This is a genomic window from Merdimmobilis hominis (assembly GCF_900104615.1).
GTDB lineage: Bacteria > Bacillota > Clostridia > Oscillospirales > Ruminococcaceae > Merdimmobilis > Merdimmobilis hominis.
Window position 1 is genome coordinate 240714 of the sequence record NZ_LT629939.1, and the last position, 16485, is coordinate 257198.

At 57.0% G+C, this 16485-nt stretch carries 14 protein-coding genes; 5 read left to right on the top strand and 9 right to left on the bottom strand.

Annotated elements, in window-relative coordinates; all coding sequences use genetic code 11:
* Positions 1–22 precede the first annotated feature (22 nt).
* The 6 genes from BQ5353_RS01185 to BQ5353_RS01210 all read right to left on the bottom strand — a co-directional run bounded on the left by BQ5353_RS01185 (position 23) and on the right by BQ5353_RS01210 (position 4793).
* Positions 23–1021 carry a dihydroxyacetone kinase subunit DhaK gene (locus tag BQ5353_RS01185; protein WP_071427135.1) on the bottom strand — a complete coding sequence of 333 codons (999 nt, stop codon included), beginning with the start codon at positions 1019–1021 and terminating at the stop codon, positions 23–25.
* 70 nt (positions 1022–1091) lie between these two features.
* A complete protein-coding gene (locus BQ5353_RS01190; protein WP_071427136.1) occupies positions 1092–1712 on the bottom strand; it encodes a DAK2 domain-containing protein in 621 nt (206 codons plus the stop codon).
* 187 nt (positions 1713–1899) lie between these two features.
* A complete protein-coding gene (locus BQ5353_RS01195; RefSeq protein WP_071427137.1) occupies positions 1900–2847 on the bottom strand; it encodes a sugar-binding transcriptional regulator in 948 nt (315 codons plus the stop codon).
* Between the two features lie 132 nt (positions 2848–2979).
* Entirely contained in the window at positions 2980–3783 is an 804-nt protein-coding gene (locus BQ5353_RS01200; protein ID WP_054331089.1) for a YfjL-like protein, read from the bottom strand.
* The gene (locus tag BQ5353_RS01205; RefSeq protein ID WP_071427138.1) at positions 3784–4314 is read right to left on the bottom strand and encodes a zf-HC2 domain-containing protein; all 531 of its coding nucleotides are present in this window, start codon (positions 4312–4314) and stop codon (positions 3784–3786) included.
* Entirely contained in the window at positions 4311–4793 is a 483-nt protein-coding gene (locus BQ5353_RS01210) for an RNA polymerase sigma factor (protein ID WP_054331087.1), read from the bottom strand. Before BQ5353_RS01210 ends, BQ5353_RS01205 begins: the two co-directional genes overlap by 4 nt.
* A 383-nt stretch (positions 4794–5176) precedes the next feature.
* Here BQ5353_RS01210 and BQ5353_RS01215 point away from each other — a divergent pair, with 383 nt between their 5' ends.
* The 5 genes from BQ5353_RS01215 (at position 5177) to BQ5353_RS01235 (ending at position 10880) form a co-directional block, all read left to right on the top strand.
* Complete coding sequence (locus BQ5353_RS01215; protein WP_071427139.1) at positions 5177–6310, top strand: BMP family lipoprotein; 1134 nt, start codon at positions 5177–5179, stop codon at positions 6308–6310.
* Positions 6311–6430: 120 nt separating this feature from the next.
* Positions 6431–7987, top strand: a complete 1557-nt coding sequence (locus tag BQ5353_RS01220; RefSeq protein ID WP_071427140.1) for an ABC transporter ATP-binding protein — start codon at positions 6431–6433, stop codon at positions 7985–7987.
* On the top strand, positions 7977–9059 hold the full coding sequence (locus BQ5353_RS01225; RefSeq protein ID WP_054331085.1) for an ABC transporter permease: 1083 nt from the start codon (positions 7977–7979) through the stop codon (positions 9057–9059). The genes BQ5353_RS01220 and BQ5353_RS01225 overlap by 11 nt, the downstream gene beginning before the upstream one ends.
* 3 nt (positions 9060–9062) lie before the next feature.
* Positions 9063–10019 (top strand): ABC transporter permease, encoded by a 957-nt coding sequence (locus BQ5353_RS01230; protein WP_054331084.1) that lies wholly within the window; start codon positions 9063–9065, stop codon positions 10017–10019.
* 3 nt (positions 10020–10022) lie between these two features.
* A complete protein-coding gene (locus BQ5353_RS01235; protein WP_054331083.1) occupies positions 10023–10880 on the top strand; it encodes an amidohydrolase family protein in 858 nt (285 codons plus the stop codon).
* A 47-nt stretch (positions 10881–10927) separates the two neighbouring features.
* On the opposite strand, the gene BQ5353_RS01240 is transcribed toward BQ5353_RS01235, so the two are convergent.
* The 3 genes from BQ5353_RS01240 to BQ5353_RS01250 form a co-directional block, all read right to left on the bottom strand.
* Positions 10928–11599, bottom strand: a complete 672-nt coding sequence (locus BQ5353_RS01240) for a hypothetical protein (protein ID WP_071427141.1) — start codon at positions 11597–11599, stop codon at positions 10928–10930.
* A 15-nt stretch (positions 11600–11614) separates the two neighbouring features.
* Entirely contained in the window at positions 11615–13219 is a 1605-nt protein-coding gene (locus tag BQ5353_RS01245) for an N-acyl-D-amino-acid deacylase family protein (protein ID WP_054331081.1), read from the bottom strand.
* Between the two features lie 205 nt (positions 13220–13424).
* Positions 13425–16343 carry a PAS domain-containing protein gene (locus BQ5353_RS01250; RefSeq protein ID WP_071427142.1) on the bottom strand — a complete coding sequence of 973 codons (2919 nt, stop codon included), beginning with the start codon at positions 16341–16343 and terminating at the stop codon, positions 13425–13427.
* Positions 16344–16485 lie beyond the last annotated feature (142 nt).

Here is a 16485-nt window from a genome sequence, read left to right on the forward strand (position 1 = left end):
GTTCTCCTTTTATCAAACGGGATTACTTTTTCAGATAAGGGGTGTTGCAGGGGGCGTTCCAGTAATGGAGGAGTTCATCGTCCATCCGGGCCATGAACATCTGGAAACCGGCCTGCTCCTGGACGGTCAGCAGCTCGCCCACGTAGTTGGCGACAATCTCGATGTTCTTTTCCTTCAGATAGGATTCGCATTTGCGGTAGAGGATGAACAGCTCCATCAAAGTGGTGGCCCCAGTGCCGTTGAGGATCAGCATGACCTTCTCCCCCTCTTGGATGGAGAGGTCTTTGAGCAGGGCATCCACCATGATGACCGCTGTCTCATCGGCGGATTTCATTGCCTGGCGGCCGCCGCCTCCCTCGCCGTGCTGGCCCATGCCGATCTCCATCTCATCCTCGCCCAAGTCGGCCAGCATGCTGCCGGTGGAGGGATGGGTCGCCCCGCGGACAGCCACAGCCAGGGTGGCCATATTGTCGGCAAAGCGCTGGGTCACAGCCGCCACCTCTTCCAGGCTCTTGCCCTCGGCGGCAGCGGCCCCGGCGATTTTATAGGTGGGGATGCAGCCCACCAGACCGCGGCGGTCATCGCTGTTCTCCCGAGGGGCGTTGGCCACATCCTCCTGGGTGACCACCTTGATCACGTTGAGGCCCTCTTTTTTGCACTGTTTCATGGTCAGGTTGCCGGTGAGCATATCCCCGGCGTGGTTGAGGACGATGTACAAAACGCCTTTGCCCTTGTCCGCCATCTTAATGGCGTCCACGCAGGCCTTGGGGCCGGGCGCAGCAAAGACGTCGCCTACCACCGAGATATCCACCATGCCCTCGCCGACAAAGCCGCTGATGGCGGGTTCATGGCCGGATCCCCCTTGGGTGACGATGGTGACCCGGTCGGCGCTCTCCAACTTGTTGTTGATCACAGTATTCTGGGGCGCAAGGGTGACCAGATCCCGGTTGGCAGCGGCAAAACCCTCCAGCAGTTCCTTGGTCAAATCAGCTGGGTCGTTGATAAACTTTTTCATTTTCATGGCATTGTTCCTCCACTTCTGTTGTCCTATTTCGATGAAAAGCGGATTCCTCCGCAGGATTGCCGTAGATTTACCGAATGGCGGACGCCATCCCGGCAAAAAACAGGGCGGTGCTCACCGCGCCCGCATCGGGGGTGCCGATGGTCTGCTCCTTGTAGCTGCGGGCCCTCCCAAATTTAGAGACAAACCCCTCGCTGGCCTTGGCCCCGTCGGCCGCTGCTAAGGCAGCGGCATCCAGGACTGCCTTCACCTCGTCAGGGGCGGCCAAAGCGGCCTCCACTGCTGGGATGAGGGCATCCATCATGGTTTTGTCCCCTACCTTGGCGGTGGTGATATCCTCCATACTAGAGAGGCTGCCCGCCAGCATCTTTTTGAGAAGGGCGCCGTCAATCTGCGCCTCCTCCCCCAAGGGCTCGGCCAAGCCGCCGATCAGGGTGCCGTACAAGGGGCCGGCGCTGCCGCCATTGACCCCCATGATGCCCATGCCTAGATCTTCAATGAAATCGTGGATGCTGGCATCCCCCCAGCCGGCGGCCTCCTGCTCCAGCAGGGCGGCGATTTTGCCGATGGTCACACCGTGGTCGCCGTCCCCGAACCGGGAGTCGATCTCACTGAGGTGTGCGGCGTTCTCCTGCCAAACCCTGGCCGCGCCTAGAAACATAGCTTTCAAACTTTGTTTATCCAAAACCATTGGAACACCTCCAAACATCTGTTGTAACCTCTGTAACTTGATGATATCGTTTTCAAGCACTGATGTCAATCAAAAGCTGGATTTTCTATAAAAATTTGCAACTGTATCGTTTGTTTTTAGAGAGAAAGACAACAAAAAACACCGAGTTCCCCTTTGTGGGGAACTCGGTGTTACATATGTAACAAATTTAAATGGAACCTCCGCATCGCTCCAGCGCCTCCTGTACCAGCCATTCCCGGGCGATGAGATGAGTGATAAGCCCGGTGCGCAGCGCCCCCAACAGGGTGCGGGGGGTGACGTTGGCCGAGCAGATGCCAATGACGTTGGGACACCGGGCCAACACGCCGGTGGGAATCTGGATGGCATAATCGGTGTCCGACCGGAGGATTTTTCCCTCGTCGTCGTAGAAATAGGCCAGCAGCCGGCCGGCGGGACGGCGGGTGCTCAGCATCTCACCATAGCGGGCGGCGGCGGCAAAGTCCGGCACCGATGGGTAGTTGCCGATGTTGACCAAGGCCACATCCAGCTGCTCCCATTGATGGTATACCGCCTTGTAGTGCTCCATCTGATGGATCAATTCCATGTCCTGCTGGGACTCGGCAAAGGCGGGGGTGTGCAGGTAATAAGGCTCTGCAAAGGTCTGCTGGGCAAAGATACGCACATTCTCATTGGGGTGGTAATTCCGGTTGGAAATGCCGCTGTTTCCCACCAAGGGACAGACCGTTTTCAAAGTGGACTGCCGGGGGGATTTTTCCTCCAGCGCGGTGATGAACTCCCCTATCACCGTCCCCCAGCCAATGCCGAAGTTGGCCCCCTCCAGCTCACAAAGGTAGTGGATGGCGGCTTCGGCCAGCTCCCGGTTCACCATGTTGTCATTGGCCGAATCCCCTACCAATGCCCCGCCCTGAATTCCAAAGGCGGCTTTGGCCCGGCTGAGGACTTGGCTGTCTCGCTCCCGCGGGGGGCGGATGCGGATTTCTACAATTCCCAGCTCCTTGGCCTCCCGGAGCATCCGGCTCACCAAGGGTCGGGAGACCCCGTAGATCTTGGCAATTTCGCTTTGCGTTTTTTCCTCTTGGTAATACAGCTGGGCGATGCGGACCAGTTTTTCCAATTTTTTTGCGCTGTTACTCATTGTTCTTCCTTATTGGGTCGTAGTGTTGTCGTTTTTTCTAGAAATCTATAATTTCACTGTATCACAAAGGCCCTTGGCATGCAACCCAAAAGCCCCAGGCCCTGCCAAAGGGCCCGGGGCTTTTTTCATGTCTCATTCCCGATTCTCAGGGGACTCTTCCTTCCAGGCATCGGCCTCCTTCTCCCACTGGATCCGGTGCTCTTCCAGCACCTGGGGAAGGTTCTCCGCAGCAAGGCGGGCAGCTGGGAAGTCATAAATGTTGACTTCCTCCCGCTGGTGGTCATAGACCGGATTGCCATTTTTATCATATTCCACCACATCCGACAGGCGGATGGAGTACCGAGCCACCGCCAGCTTCTCCCTTTGAAAGATGCCGTCCAGTTCCAAAAGCAGGCGGGCGGCCTGGTCATAGGAGATATCCTCGGTGTCCACCCAAAGGGTGACCTCCACCGGCAACGGCAGATGGTACCGGTCAAAAGGCATATCCAAGGTAAGGTCATTGGACATATCCTCCCCTGCTTCCAAGGTGCCGATGACCAGGTTGACCTTATGGGGGAACTGTTCCTGGACGATCTTCTCCACTAGGCCGTCCAGCTCCCCATCCAGGCGGCGGTAGGTGGAAAACCGGTTCCCCACCTCCGATTCATAGCGGTCCCAGATTTTCCCCCCACCGTAGTCGATGGAAAAAGCGGTGTCCTCGCTGATGGGCGAGGTGACAAAGCAGCTGTATCCCCCCGTTTTAAAATTGTAATGGGCGTTTTCCACGGAAAAATTCGCGCCAGGGTAGGTCTCCTTTACATAAGCTGTGATGTTTCGGGTGGCGATCAACGCGGAAATGGGGTTCCCCGCCGTGCCATTCCACAGGAAAAGCAGCAGGACGACAAGCAGAAGCCCCAGCCCCCCGGCGAGGATTCTCCTGAGCTTTTGCGGCTTCATTTATGATTCCCCCCTTTGAAAGGCAAAGGTGAAAAGGGCGGCGATCAGCGCGCCCAAGGCGGTCAGCGCCATATAGATAACGGCGAAAAACAGGGGCGGCACCAGGAGGTTTGCCCCCCATCCAGCACCCTGTCCCAGGGCGCTCCCCACCTGCCACAGATAGGTCAAGAGGCCCACCCCCGCCGGCACCAGGCGCCATCTTTTTTTCAGAAGGAGATACCCCATCGCCCCCGCGGCAGGCATCAGCAGAAAGTTGTGGAACATGGCCGATGACTCGGTGATCACCACCCCCAGAATGACCCCAGCCGCCAGGAGCATCATCCCCATGTGGGCCAGCTTTCGGCGGATGGAAGCCAAAACCTTGCTGTCGTCCACCTCCTGGCGGAATTCCTCCCCCAGGGCTTCCCGGCAGCTGGGGCAGACGGCGGTGTGATCCAACACCAGCTGTATGCTCTCCTCGCTGGCCACTCCATCCCGCACCAAGGGGATCAAGTCGAGGCACACCCCGCAGGGAACGTCTTGTTTTTTCATAGCAGCCCCTCCTTTTCCAAGGTTTGTTTCAGCCATTTTTTGGTGCGGAAATCGATGACCCGCGCCGAGTTTTCGGTGATGCCCAGCTCCCTGGCGATCTCCTGGTAAGGGGTGCCGTCCACCCGCAGGGCCACCACCCGTCGGGCTCGCTCTTCCTTTTCCCGGAGCAGTTCCCCCACGCGGGCCACTGCTTCCCGGGTGAGGAAATGATCGATCATCCCCTCCCCTACATACACCTCCAAAAGGTCGCTGTACTCCACCGTCTTACGGCGGCGGCGCAGCTCCTGGAGCCACACGTTCCGGGCAATGCCCAGTAGCCAGGTCTTTGAGGTGGAGTCCCCTCGGAACTTTGGGAGGCTTTGAATCGCCTTTAAGAAGGTCTCCGATAGCAAATCCTCCGCCAAGGAGGGATCCCGGGTCAAACTGAGTAGATAGCCGTAGACATCTTGTTTATAGGTGCGGTACAGTTCCTCCACCATGGCCTCCCCCTCCTTTCATCCAATGAGTCGCAGAATGGTCCACTTTGTTACAGGTTTGTATCAAAATTCCCTTCTTATCACTATACCAGAAAAAAACCCGTTTGATGAAATGTTCATCAAAAGTTTGACAAAATCCTATCCGCCTGCCCGGATGAAATAGGGATTATCACCAACAATTGTGGGAAAAGCCCTGTATTTTTTTCGACACATCCTGAAAAATCACTGGATTTTTCCAATAAGTTTTGCAAAATCTTTACTTTGCCGACACAAAATGCTACTATAAAAACGCCAGAACATAGCAGGCTGACCTAGCTGTGTTCAAACTGTTCATCTGCGCGGATTTGCCACGCGCCGGTGAGCATTATCTTTTAGGAGGATCTAATATGAAGAAACTTTTGGCATTAGTTCTTTCCCTTAGCCTGGCCTTCTCCCTGACCGCCTGCGGCGGCGGTGGAACCAGCAGTTCTGGGAGCGCTCCCGAATCCGGCTCTTCCACTTCCTCTGAGGCCGACGGTGAAAAATCCTTCGCCGGTGTAAAAATCCTGCATTTGATCAGCAACACCCGCGGCGACGGCGGCAACCACGACGCCGCAGCTGCTGCCGTTGAAAAAATGCGCGATGAGTACGGCGCAGAAATCAAGATCGTCGAGATGGGCAACTCCGCTGCCGACGTTCCCAAATACCTGCCCACTACCCTGGACGCCTGCGAAGAAGGTTGGGATTATATCGTCTGTGGCACCGCCCAGATGGTCGAACCTGTCATGGAGGCCAGCAACGAGTTCCCCGATCAGAAATTCATCGTCTACGACGCTGAAATCGTCCGGGAGAGCGAGGACCAGTACCCCAACGTGTACTCCTGCCTGTTCAAACAGAACGAGGCTTCCTTCCTGGCCGGCGCTATGGCCGCCCAGATGAGCGATACCGGTAAAATCGGCTTCATCGGCGGCATGGAGATCCCCGCTATCAACGACTTCCTGGTTGGCTACATCGACGGCGCCCGCTATATCAACCCTGACATCGAAGTCTACTCCGCTTTTGTAGGCAGCTGGAACGACGTTGCCAAGTGCAAAGAGATCGCCAACACCCAGTACCAGCAGGGTGCTTCCCTGGTGTTCCCCGCCGCTGGCCAGGCTTATCCCGGCGCCTTTGAAGCCGGTTTGGCCGCCCAGAAAATGTACTTGGGTTGCGACGTGGACCGCAGCATCTCCTATAAGGAAACCAACCCCGAAATCTGCGAATACATGCCCACTTCTGTGCTGAAATTCGTCGGCAACTCCATTGAGGGAGCTTTCCTGCGCATCATGGAGGGAGAGAACATCTTCGGCAAACATGAGACCGTCGGCATTGCGGAAAACTGCGTCGGTCTGGCCGAGAATGAATACTATGAGAAACTCGTCCCCGAAGAGGTTCGCACCAAACTGGATGAGATCAAAGCCGATATCGTCTCCGGCAAAATCGTGGTCAAATCCGCCTATGGTATGAGCCAGGATGAGCTCAATGCATTCAAAAATGCCTAATTCTTTCCCCTGCACCAAGGCACAAACGGTTTTCATGCAGCTAGGCAAAGGCTGCTGAAAACCGTTTTTCGGTTTCTATTCCATCGAATTCAACCACCTAGGAAAGGATGGGTCATTTCTGTGAGCGAACCTGTACTGTCCATGAAGGGCATCACAAAAATCTACGGCAACGGCATATTGGCCAACGACAAGGTGGATTTCTCGGTGAATGCCGGCGAGATCCACGCGCTGATGGGGGAAAACGGCGCGGGCAAATCCACCCTGATGAAGATGATCTTCGGCATTGAACACCCCGATGAAGGGGAAATCTACTGCCGCGGCCAAAAGGTGGAGATCAATTCCCCCACCGATGCCCTCAAACTGGGCATCGGCATGGTGCACCAGCACTTTATGCTGGTCCCATCCCTCTCGGTGGCGGAGAATATGGTCCTGCGCAGCGAGCCCCGAAAAGGCATGTTTCTGGACATGGAAAAGGCGGTGGCCGAGACCGAAGCCATTTCCCAAAAATACAACCTGCCCATCGACGCCCGCGCCCGGGTCTCCGACCTGGCAGTGGGGATGAAGCAGCGTGTGGAAATCCTCAAAGCCCTATACCGTGGGGCGAACATTCTCATCCTGGACGAGCCCACTGCCGTCCTCACCCCCCAGGAGACCAGCGAGCTGTTCAAACAGCTCAAACTGCTGCGGGAACAGGGGCACACGGTGATCTTTATCTCCCATAAAATCCGGGAGATTAAAGAGCTGTGCGACCGGATCACCATTCTGCGCAGCGGCCGGTCCATGGGCGTCTATAATGTAGACGAAGTCTCGGTGGAGGACATCTCCCGGCTGATGGTTGGGCGGGACGTGGTCTCCAAAATCGACAAAGCACCCAAGCACCCTGGAGCCCCTGTGCTGGAGGTGAAAAACCTCTCCTACGGATACGCACAAGAGAAAATGATGCTGAAAAACGTCAACTTCTCTGCCCGGGGCGGGGAGATTCTGGGCATTGCCGGGGTAGAAGGAAACGGCCAGCGGGAATTGATTGAGATTATTACCGGCCTTCGCCCAATCGAGGACGGGACCATCAAAATTGGCGGCAAGGACTCCAGCCATTTTACCGTGCGGCAGATCCGGGACGCCAAGGTGGGCCATATCCCTCAGGACCGGCTGACCTACGGCGCGGCCGGGGATTCCACCATCGCGGAAAACCTGATCTCCGACAAGAGCGACAGCCCCACTGTCAGCAACGGCCCCTTTTTGAGCGCCAAAAAGATCAAGGACTACTGCACCCGGCTCATCCGGGATTTTGAGATCAAATGCGCTGACGAGAATGTGTTGGTCAGGATGCTCTCCGGCGGCAATATGCAGAAGGTGGTTGTGGCCCGGGAACTGACTGGCGACCTCTCTCTGGTCATCGCCGACCAGCCCACCCGGGGCATCGATGTGGGCACCGCCAAGGCCATTCACGAAAAGCTGGTGGAGCTGCGGGACAGCGGCGTGGCTGTGCTGCTGGTCTCCGCCGACCTCAATGAGATCATGGAGCTTTCCGATTCTATGATCGTGATGTACGACGGCGAGATCGTCGCCTACTTCGAGGATGCCTCCACCCTCACTGAGGCGGAGTTGGGCCAATACATGCTGGGCGTTCAGCGCCAGACCGAAGACGAGATCCGGGAGGTTTGTTATGAGCAATAAAAAGCTGCTGCAATTCTTCGGGGTGATCAAAACCATGCTGGCCATCCTCATTGCCATGGTTTTGGCCTTCCTGTTTATCATGATGGTGAGCAAGGAGCCTCTGGCCGCCATCAAATCCTTCCTGACCGGCCCCTTCAGCACGGTGCGCCGGTTCGGCAACCTGATCGAGTACTTCATCCCGGTCTGCTTTACCGCATTGGGGGTATGCGTCATGTTCTCGGTGGGCATGAGCAGCGTCATCGGTGAGGGATCGGTCTTCTTCGGCGGCTTGTTGGCGGCCTGGGTGGCCATCTCCTCCGGCTTTACCGGGATGCCTGCAAAGCTCTCCTCCTTCCTGATGGCAGGCGCGGTCTGCGGCGTTGTCGCCATGATCCCCATGTATTTAAAGCTGAAGTTTGACGCCGACCTGTTTGTAGGCTCTTTAATGCTAAACTACGTGCTCCTCTACTTGGGGCTGTACATCTTAAACTATGTCATCCGCGACCCCGATGTAGGCATGACCGCCTCCTATGCCATCCCCTCCGGGGCGGTACTGGGGACCCTCTTTAAGGGCACCAAAGTGACAAGCGCCCTGATCTTAGCCATTGTGGCCATGGTTTTGGTTTATGTCCTGATGGACAAGACCCACATCGGCTACAAAATGCGGCTCATCGGATCCAACATGAAGTTTGCCAAATACTCCGGGGTCAACATCTTCGCCATGTGCATGCTCAGCTCCTTTTTGGGCGGCTTCCTCAGCGGCGTGGGAGGTGCGGCGGAGATCCTGGGGCGGCACAACCGCTTCCAGTGGATGGCTCTCCCCGGCTTTGGATGGGACGGCATCCTGATTGCCACCATCGCCGGGTTTAAACCCAAGTTTGTGCCCATTGCGGCGCTGTTCATCGCCTACATCAAAACCGGCGCCGACATCATGAACCGCACCAGCGATGTGGCCAGCGAGCTGGTGGTGGTCATCCAGGCATTTATGATCCTGCTCATCGCAGCCAAAGGCTTCCTGGCTGGCACCCAGCAGAAACTGATCGTGAAAAACATCAAAGCCGCCGCAGCGCAGCCGGCAGAAAGCGAGGCATAAGAGATGAACGGTTTCTGGAGCGTCATTTTCTCAGCTGGGTTTGTAGCCACCATCATCCGGGTCACCACACCCATCATCTTCGCCTCTATGGCCTGCCTCATCGCCAAGAAGGCGGGGGTGCGCAACATCACCATTGAAGGCACCATGCTGGTTTCCGCCCTGGCGGGCGTCGTGGCCAGCGCTTACCTGAAAAACGTCTGGCTGGCCGTCCTCATCGGGATGCTGGCCGGGGTGGGCATCGGCCTCTTTCTGGGGTACTTCCACATCATCATGGACACCGACATCTGGCTGACCGGTATCGCCATCAACTTGATCGCCAACGGCGGCACCGTCTTCGCCATGTTCGCCATCACCGGCGACAAGGGCTCCACCGCCAGCCTGGCCAGCCTTACGGTGCCCAACATCAACATCCCCATCATAAAGGACATCCCCATTCTGGGGGAGATCCTCTCTGGCCACAGCTTTTTTACCTACCTGGCCATTGTCAGCGTCATCGTCATGTATGTGCTCCTGTATAAGACCCCTCTGGGCCTTCGGATTCGGGCGGTGGGCGAATACTCTATGGCGGCGGAATCCGTAGGGGAAAATTCCAACCGGATCAAGCTGATCGCCCTGGCCCTCTCCGGCATGTTCGCCTCCTTTGGCGGAATGTTCATGTCCATGTCCTATGCCAGCCGCTTTGTGCGGGATATGATGGCGGGCCGCGGCTTCATTGGCATCGCAGCGGAATCCATGGGAGGCGGCCATCCTTTTGGCGCGGCCTTTGCGGCGGCGATCTTCGGCGTAGCAGATGCTCTGGCCAATGTGCTGCAATCCTTTAGCATCCCTTCGGAACTGCTGCTGATGATTCCCTACCTGGCCACCATCGTGGGCCTGGTGCTCTACTCCATCCGCCGTCAGGAGGCGGAGAAAAAGCGCATCCAAAAGATGCGCCAATCCAACACTGTCAAGGAGGGTTAACCTGTGGTCATTGATTTTCGCTCTCGTCCCCCGTACAAGAGCTTTGCCACCAACACTGCCCTCTTCCCCCGCAAGGTGGATGAGGATTTTGAGAGCCCCGAGTTGGTTCCCGCCCTCAACATGAACAGCGGCGAGATGGAATCGGCCCGCACCTGCGATATGGATCTCTACTTCCAGGAGATGGAGAAAGCTGGCATCGACCTGGCGGTAATCCACGGCCGCCAGACCCCCACCGAAGGGTATGTCCCCAACGATGAGATCGCTGAACTGGTCGCAAAATACCCCAATAAGCTGCTGGGCTTTGCCGGCATCGACCTTTCCGATATCCCCGCTGCCGTCCGGGAGATTGAGCGCACCGCCAAGGAGTTCGGCTTCAAAGGCGTTTCCATTGAGCCGGGGTATTTTGGCCTCTACACCGACGATGAGTGCCTCACCCCCATCTATGACAAGTGCCAGGAACTGGGCCTGATCGTCTCGCTGACCGACAGCATCTTTGTGGGGCCGGATATGAGCTATGCCCACCCGGTTCACATCCAGCGGATCGCCAACCGCTACCCTGATGTGATCTTCACTGTGGACCACGGCTGCTGGCCTTTTGTCCAGGAGGCGCTGGGCATGGCGTTGATCTGCCCCAATGTCTACCTGTTCCCCGATTTTTACTGCTACATCCCCAACATGCCCTTTGCGGATGAGTATGTGAAAGCGGCCAACTACTTCCTCAAGTACCGGATGTTGTTTGCCACTGGTTATCCCATCCGCTCCATGATCCAGAGCATGGAGCAGTTCCGGGCCCTCCCCTTCCGGGAAGATGTGCTGGAACAGCTGCTGTCTGAAAATGCCAAGCGGATTTTGAAGCTGTAATATTTTTAAACCCCCTCGCTTCGTTGGAAGCGAGGGGGTTTTCCGTTTTAAAAAGGGTAGTTTTCAAAGGTGAGCTCTCCCCTGGGGTCGAAGGCATACTGTTCTGCCTCCTCCCACTCCGGCGGGATAACCTGGAACAGGCTTTGGGCCTTGAAGTAGCCCATCCCCTGCTTCTCCTTGTCCCTGGGGGCAATCGCCAAGTCCACCTCCGGCCCATACTGGGCGTACAGGAGGCAACGCAAACCCGCCACCGCCAGGATCAAATTCTCCTGGGTGGCCCGCTCCCGATGTGCAGAGTTGGAGGCAAAGACCTTCGCCCCCTCCAAAAACCAGGGGAGCTCCCCATCTAAGAGCCCTGCAAAAGGGCAGAACTCCTCCCCCGTCATGGTATAGACGGCCCGATATCCGGTGAGGCGGTAGGCCGGTTCCAGCCTTTTCAACTGGCTTCGATCCACTTTAGTGGGTTTGGGAAGGCCGCTGTCCTCCAAGATTTGCAGAAGGTTTTCTTCCACTTCAAAGGTGATGGCTTTTAAAAGGTTATACCGCTTGCGGCCGGGGAAGGGCTGGGGCCAAGGCCCGCCCAACAGGGTGCGCAGCCCGTTTTCCGCACGGGCGTACCCGTCACACTGTTCCCCAAAGGTGGTGGAGAATCCCTTTTCCACACAGTAAGATGTCGCAGGGCCGGGCCTCCACACATGGCGGAAGGGCTGATGGTACATAAATCGGCCTCCCCATTAGCGGCCGCGGCGCAGCACCCGGCCGTTTTTCACTCCAGTGTACCGGCCCTGCTCCACCGCGGGCTTGCCGCCCACCAACACATAATCCAGCCCCAGGTTGGGCCGGAAGGGGTGGACATAGTCGCTCTGGGCGCGAAGCTCATCGTAGTCAAAGATGCAGACGTCGCCCCGGGCGCCCTCTCGCAGAACGCCAATTCCTTGGATGCCGCTCATCTCAGCAGGCAAGCCGGTGATCCGGTGGATGGATTCCTCCAAGGTCATCAGCCGGTGGTCGCGGATCAGGGCAAGGCGGTTGATAAAAGTGGAGTACCCCCTGGGATGGGCGCCGCCCACCTGCTCCGGGTCGTGGCGGGAGGTGAAGTTGGACCAATCGCTGCCGCCCATGACATATGGATGAGCCAACAGACGGAGCATATCTGATTCGTTCTGGCAGAAGTAGATGCCCTGGGCCACGCCGTCGTTGGCGATCAGCAGGTCATAGGAGGCGTCAAAGGGGTCTTTCCCCTCCTCCTTTGCGATCTGGGCGATGGTTTTCCCAATATATTGGGGAGTTTTGGCACAGCCCACCATCAAACAGCCTTCAAACCCGGCGGAGACCCAATGGCTTTCAAACTCCTCCCTTTCGTGGAGAACTGAATGGGTGATCGCCTGGCGGACTTTTGGATCTTTGAGGGACTCTGTCAGCTTATCGTCCCCGTCCACATGGAACTTTGGGGGGATGCAGCTGATAAAGGGGGCACTCCCCGCCAAGTAGGGGTACTGGTCCGCCCGGACCTTCACCCCGCGGGCATTGGCTTCCTCCATCACCCGGATGATCTCTTGGGAAAGCCCCTCATTTTCCGCTCCGATCACCTTGACATGGGAGATCACCACTGGGATGCCGGCCTTTTCCCCGACCCGAATGGCCTCCTCTACCGCTTCGACCACGTTGGCCCCCTCGCCGCGGATGTGGGAATCGTAGCAGCCGCCGTATTCCCCCACTACCTTGGCCAGTTCCACCAGCTCCTCCTCCCCGGCGTAGACCGAGGGGGCATACACCAGGCCGGTGGTGAAGCCGATGCACCCTGCCTCCATCGCCTCCCGGACTAAGGCTTTCATCTCCTCCAGCTGCTCCTCTGTGGGGACGGAGGGGTCAAACCCCATCACCCGGCCCCGGATGTTGCCCTGCGGGATGAAAAAGGCCATGTTGGCCCCCAGCTCCATCTGGGAGACATGATCCAAAAAGGAAGGGATGCTGTCGCAGATGGCGTCCCATTTCTGGCACTCCTCTTGGGAGAGTCCCACCTTGTTTTCATCCACCATGCCGGGGTAACAGGGAGCTGCGCCGGTGCCGCAGAGGCCGGTGACCTGGGTGGTCACCCCCTGTTCCAAGTAGTTATGGGCATCCAGGCCCAGGAGAATCCCCGCGTCCGAATGGTTGTGGAAATCAATAAACCCCGGGGACACCACCTTGCCTGCGGCGTCAATCACCCGGGCAGCCTCCCCAGGGAGGTTCTCCCCTACGGCGGCGATCTTTCCATCTTTTATCGCGATGTCCCCTTTGCGGCAGGGCGCCCCCGTTCCGTCCACTAGGGTGCCGTTTTGAATCAAAACATCATACATATGGATTTTTCCTCCTGTTGTTGTCGTTCCTGCGTCAGCGCATAAAAATAGATTGCGCCAGCAGACATAAAAGTCAACATACCCTCATTATATACCTTCCGCATGGCAGGCGCAATGGCGGGCTCCCCAGCGGAACAAATCCCCGGAGAAAGGGACCTTTCCCTTCGCTCTGGGGATGTTGTTTATTCCACCAACGTATTGGGGTCTATGGCGATCTCCATCCGGGCCTTTTTGCCATTCCAGAGGATGAATTTGTCCTTGAGGATATACTCCCGGCGGAGGACTTCATTGTAATGCCGCCAAATGTAGAATTTGTCAGATCCCAGCCAGTCGTTGGTGCGGAAGGGGCAGGGCTCCGAACGGCCCATAATGGCCTCATAGCACTTGCTTCGGCGTAGCCAGAACTGGAGTACATCGCCCGGTTGACATAGTAGAGCTCATAGGTCTCCGGGTCACTGACGTAGACAATGGCGTCCAACTGGTCGAGAAGCTGTTCCGACAGATACCGGCGCTCCAGCACTGCCGACAGGCCGGAGGCGTTCCCCGGCTCCTCTTGATCGATGTTGGTGAGCTGGAAAGAACCCTCCTGGGAACCGTGCTCTACCTCCCGGTAAAGGACAAACTGGTTGCGGCCATTGTTTTTGGCGGCGTAAAGAGCTTTGTCCGCCCGGCGGTATAGCTCCTCATAGCTTCTGCCGTCCTCCGGGCAGCAGGACACGCCCACGCTACAAAAGACCCCCTTATCCTGTTCAAACAGCTTGGAGACGGCGTTGCACATCTCCTTTGCTTTGCGCAAAACCAGCTCCTGAGAGGGAACATTGCGCATAAACACCAGGAATTCATCCCCGCCCAGACGGCCCACTATGTCGCTGGAACGGAACAGCTGTGACAGCACTTTGCCCGCTTGGGAAAGCACAATATCCCCAAACATATGGCCATAGGTGTCGTTGATCTCTTTAAAATGATCCAGATCCAGGATGAAGAAGGTGTGACTCCCCTTCTGCTCTTGGAGGATGTTGCGGATTAACGCCTCAGCGGTGCCTTTGTTATACAGCTGGGTAAGGGGGTCTTTTTTGGCCTGGTATTGGAGTTCCAGTTCCCGCTGTTTTTCCCGGTTGATGTCCTTCAAGTAGGCCAGGGCCTTGACGTCTCCTGAATCCGGGTCGGCCAGCAGGTGGATGGTCAGCAACATCCAGACCATCTGGTTGTCCCTATTGAGACGGCGGTGCTGGCAATGGATTTCCCGATTCCCAGCGGCGTAGGACCGGAGCAAATTCTCCCGGCAGACCACAGAGACATAATTGTCCCAGTCCTCAAAATGGACAAACCGCCGGCTGTTTGCCTCCGCAATCTCCTGGTAGGTGGAAGTTCCTTTCACGGCGAGGTAGGTCTCCCACAAGCCGGAGATTTTTTCAAACCGGTTCTTAGTCAGGTTGATCTCCCCATAGGCGTCCATGGAGGAGAGCATCGCCTGCCGGTACTGTTCTTCTTTGAGGAAGGAACGCTCCGCCTCTTTGCGGGCAGTGATATCCTCCATCACCCCAACAGCGGTCACCGGCCGGCCATCCTCCCAATGGATGGTAGTCAAAGAAATTCTGACCCAGACAAACGGCCCTTCGCCTGTATAGCGCATCAGCACTTCGCTGGAAGCGGCCTTTTCCCCCCGCTGGATGTCCTCAAACATCTCCCGGCAATCCTTTAGGGATTCCGGGGCGATCCGCCCTTCCTGGATCACACTGTCCGGGACGTTTTCCAGAGTGCTGTAATCCATCTGGTACCGCCCTTCGGTAAAGGAGATCTGCTTGGTGGGGATGTGGTAATCAAATACCAGGTTGGTGGTCTGATCCAGCGCGATGCTCAGCCGTTTTTCGCTGACCTTCAGCTTTTGTTCCATTTCATGGCGGGCGGTGATATCCATCAGCACACTGTACCCATACAGTACTCCGTCCTCCAAAATGGCCCGCTTGGTCTCCTGCACCCAGATGTGGGAGCCCCCTTTGGTGCGGAGACGGTACTCCAAAGAAAGGCTGCTCCCTTTGGCGCAGATGTCTTCCGCCGCACGCTCCAGCTCTGACTGAACCCGGGTGCGGTCCTCCTCCCACAGAAAATCATAGAAACTCCCGCCCAAGGCGATCTCCTGGGCGGAGTAGCCCAGCATCCGGCAAAACCCTTCGGATAGGTAAATGGTCCGCAGATCCCCGCCGAAAATGCATTTCACCACACCGCCGGGGATGTTGTTGGCCAATTCCTTTAGCTCCCTGTTTTTCCCCTGTAGTTCTACGGCGGCCTGCTCCATCTCCTGATGCAGCCGGACTTGGTCACTAATGTCATAGCAGACGCTGAGGGCCACCGGCCGGCCATCCTCCGCCTGGACCCTTTTCCCAATGTCATGGATCCAAATATACTGGCCGCCTTTGCAGAGCATCCGGTAATCCACCTCATAAAAATCACCGGAATCAAGCATTGCGGTGATCCGTTCCTTCACCTTTTCCCGATCCTGCGGGTGGATACAGTTGACTAGTAAGCCGCCAGTTGCCTGTAAAAATTCATCGCAGGTGAACCCCAGGTAGGAGAGCATCTCCTCATTGATGTAATACAGGGGGCGTCCCTCTTCCATGTAGCCGCCTACAATCCCACCGGGGATACATCGATACAGCAGTTGTGCCGCATTGGCGCGAACCGCCTTGGTCAGCTCCGAATAGGTGCGCTCCCCAAACCGCATGGGGAAGTACTCCTCTTCCTCCTGGAGAAAGGTGGGCACCGAGGCATGGATGGAGGCAATCTTCCCCTCCCGGCAGACGGCGGTCACCCGGATTTCCAAGGTGACCGGCTTGCCCTCATCCTCCCCACGGGAGACGGCCAGATGGGTGAAATACATGGCAAATCCACCGCCTAAGCAGGTCTCTTTCTCCCCCCAAAAGCGAAGGGTGTAACCCAGGGGTTCAGCAGCAAATTCTGCCTTCAGCGCCTCTTCGGCCTCCCCGATAGTACGGACAATTTCATGTTTACCCGTACCCACCCACTGCACTTCCGGCAGCAGGTAGGACAGTGTTTTGGCTAGATCCCTCTGTCCCAAATAAGCCTCAAAAAAACCCTTTATGGTTTCCTTTGGGGTGTTTGGCATGGATCTTCCTCCTCTCCCAGTGGACTTGCACCCCCCTGTGGCAGAATGCCCGGACTCAACCAGCCAGCAGCCCAAACAAGAGGGACGATATGGAATAATCGTACCCTGACACGCAGCGTTTGTCAAGCCGATAACACCGTCC

Bases quoted from the DNA above. Each gene is read 5' to 3' on its own strand.
- BQ5353_RS01185 (WP_071427135.1), bottom strand. From the start codon at position 1,021: ATGAAAATGAAAAAGTTTATCAACGACCCAGCTGATTTGACCAAGGAA.
- BQ5353_RS01190 (WP_071427136.1), bottom strand. From the start codon at position 1,712: ATGGTTTTGGATAAACAAAGTTTGAAAGCTATGTTTCTAGGCGCGGCC.
- BQ5353_RS01195 (WP_071427137.1), bottom strand. From the start codon at position 2,847: ATGAGTAACAGCGCAAAAAAATTGGAAAAACTGGTCCGCATCGCCCAG.
- BQ5353_RS01200 (WP_054331089.1), bottom strand. From the start codon at position 3,783: ATGAAGCCGCAAAAGCTCAGGAGAATCCTCGCCGGGGGGCTGGGGCTT.
- BQ5353_RS01205 (WP_071427138.1), bottom strand. From the start codon at position 4,314: ATGAAAAAACAAGACGTTCCCTGCGGGGTGTGCCTCGACTTGATCCCC.
- BQ5353_RS01210 (WP_054331087.1), bottom strand. From the start codon at position 4,793: ATGGTGGAGGAACTGTACCGCACCTATAAACAAGATGTCTACGGCTAT.
- BQ5353_RS01215 (WP_071427139.1), top strand. From the start codon at position 5,177: ATGAAGAAACTTTTGGCATTAGTTCTTTCCCTTAGCCTGGCCTTCTCC.
- BQ5353_RS01225 (WP_054331085.1), top strand. From the start codon at position 7,977: ATGAGCAATAAAAAGCTGCTGCAATTCTTCGGGGTGATCAAAACCATG.
- BQ5353_RS01230 (WP_054331084.1), top strand. From the start codon at position 9,063: ATGAACGGTTTCTGGAGCGTCATTTTCTCAGCTGGGTTTGTAGCCACC.
- BQ5353_RS01240 (WP_071427141.1), bottom strand. From the start codon at position 11,599: ATGTACCATCAGCCCTTCCGCCATGTGTGGAGGCCCGGCCCTGCGACA.
- BQ5353_RS01245 (WP_054331081.1), bottom strand. From the start codon at position 13,219: ATGTATGATGTTTTGATTCAAAACGGCACCCTAGTGGACGGAACGGGG.
- BQ5353_RS01250 (WP_071427142.1), bottom strand. From the start codon at position 16,343: ATGCCAAACACCCCAAAGGAAACCATAAAGGGTTTTTTTGAGGCTTAT.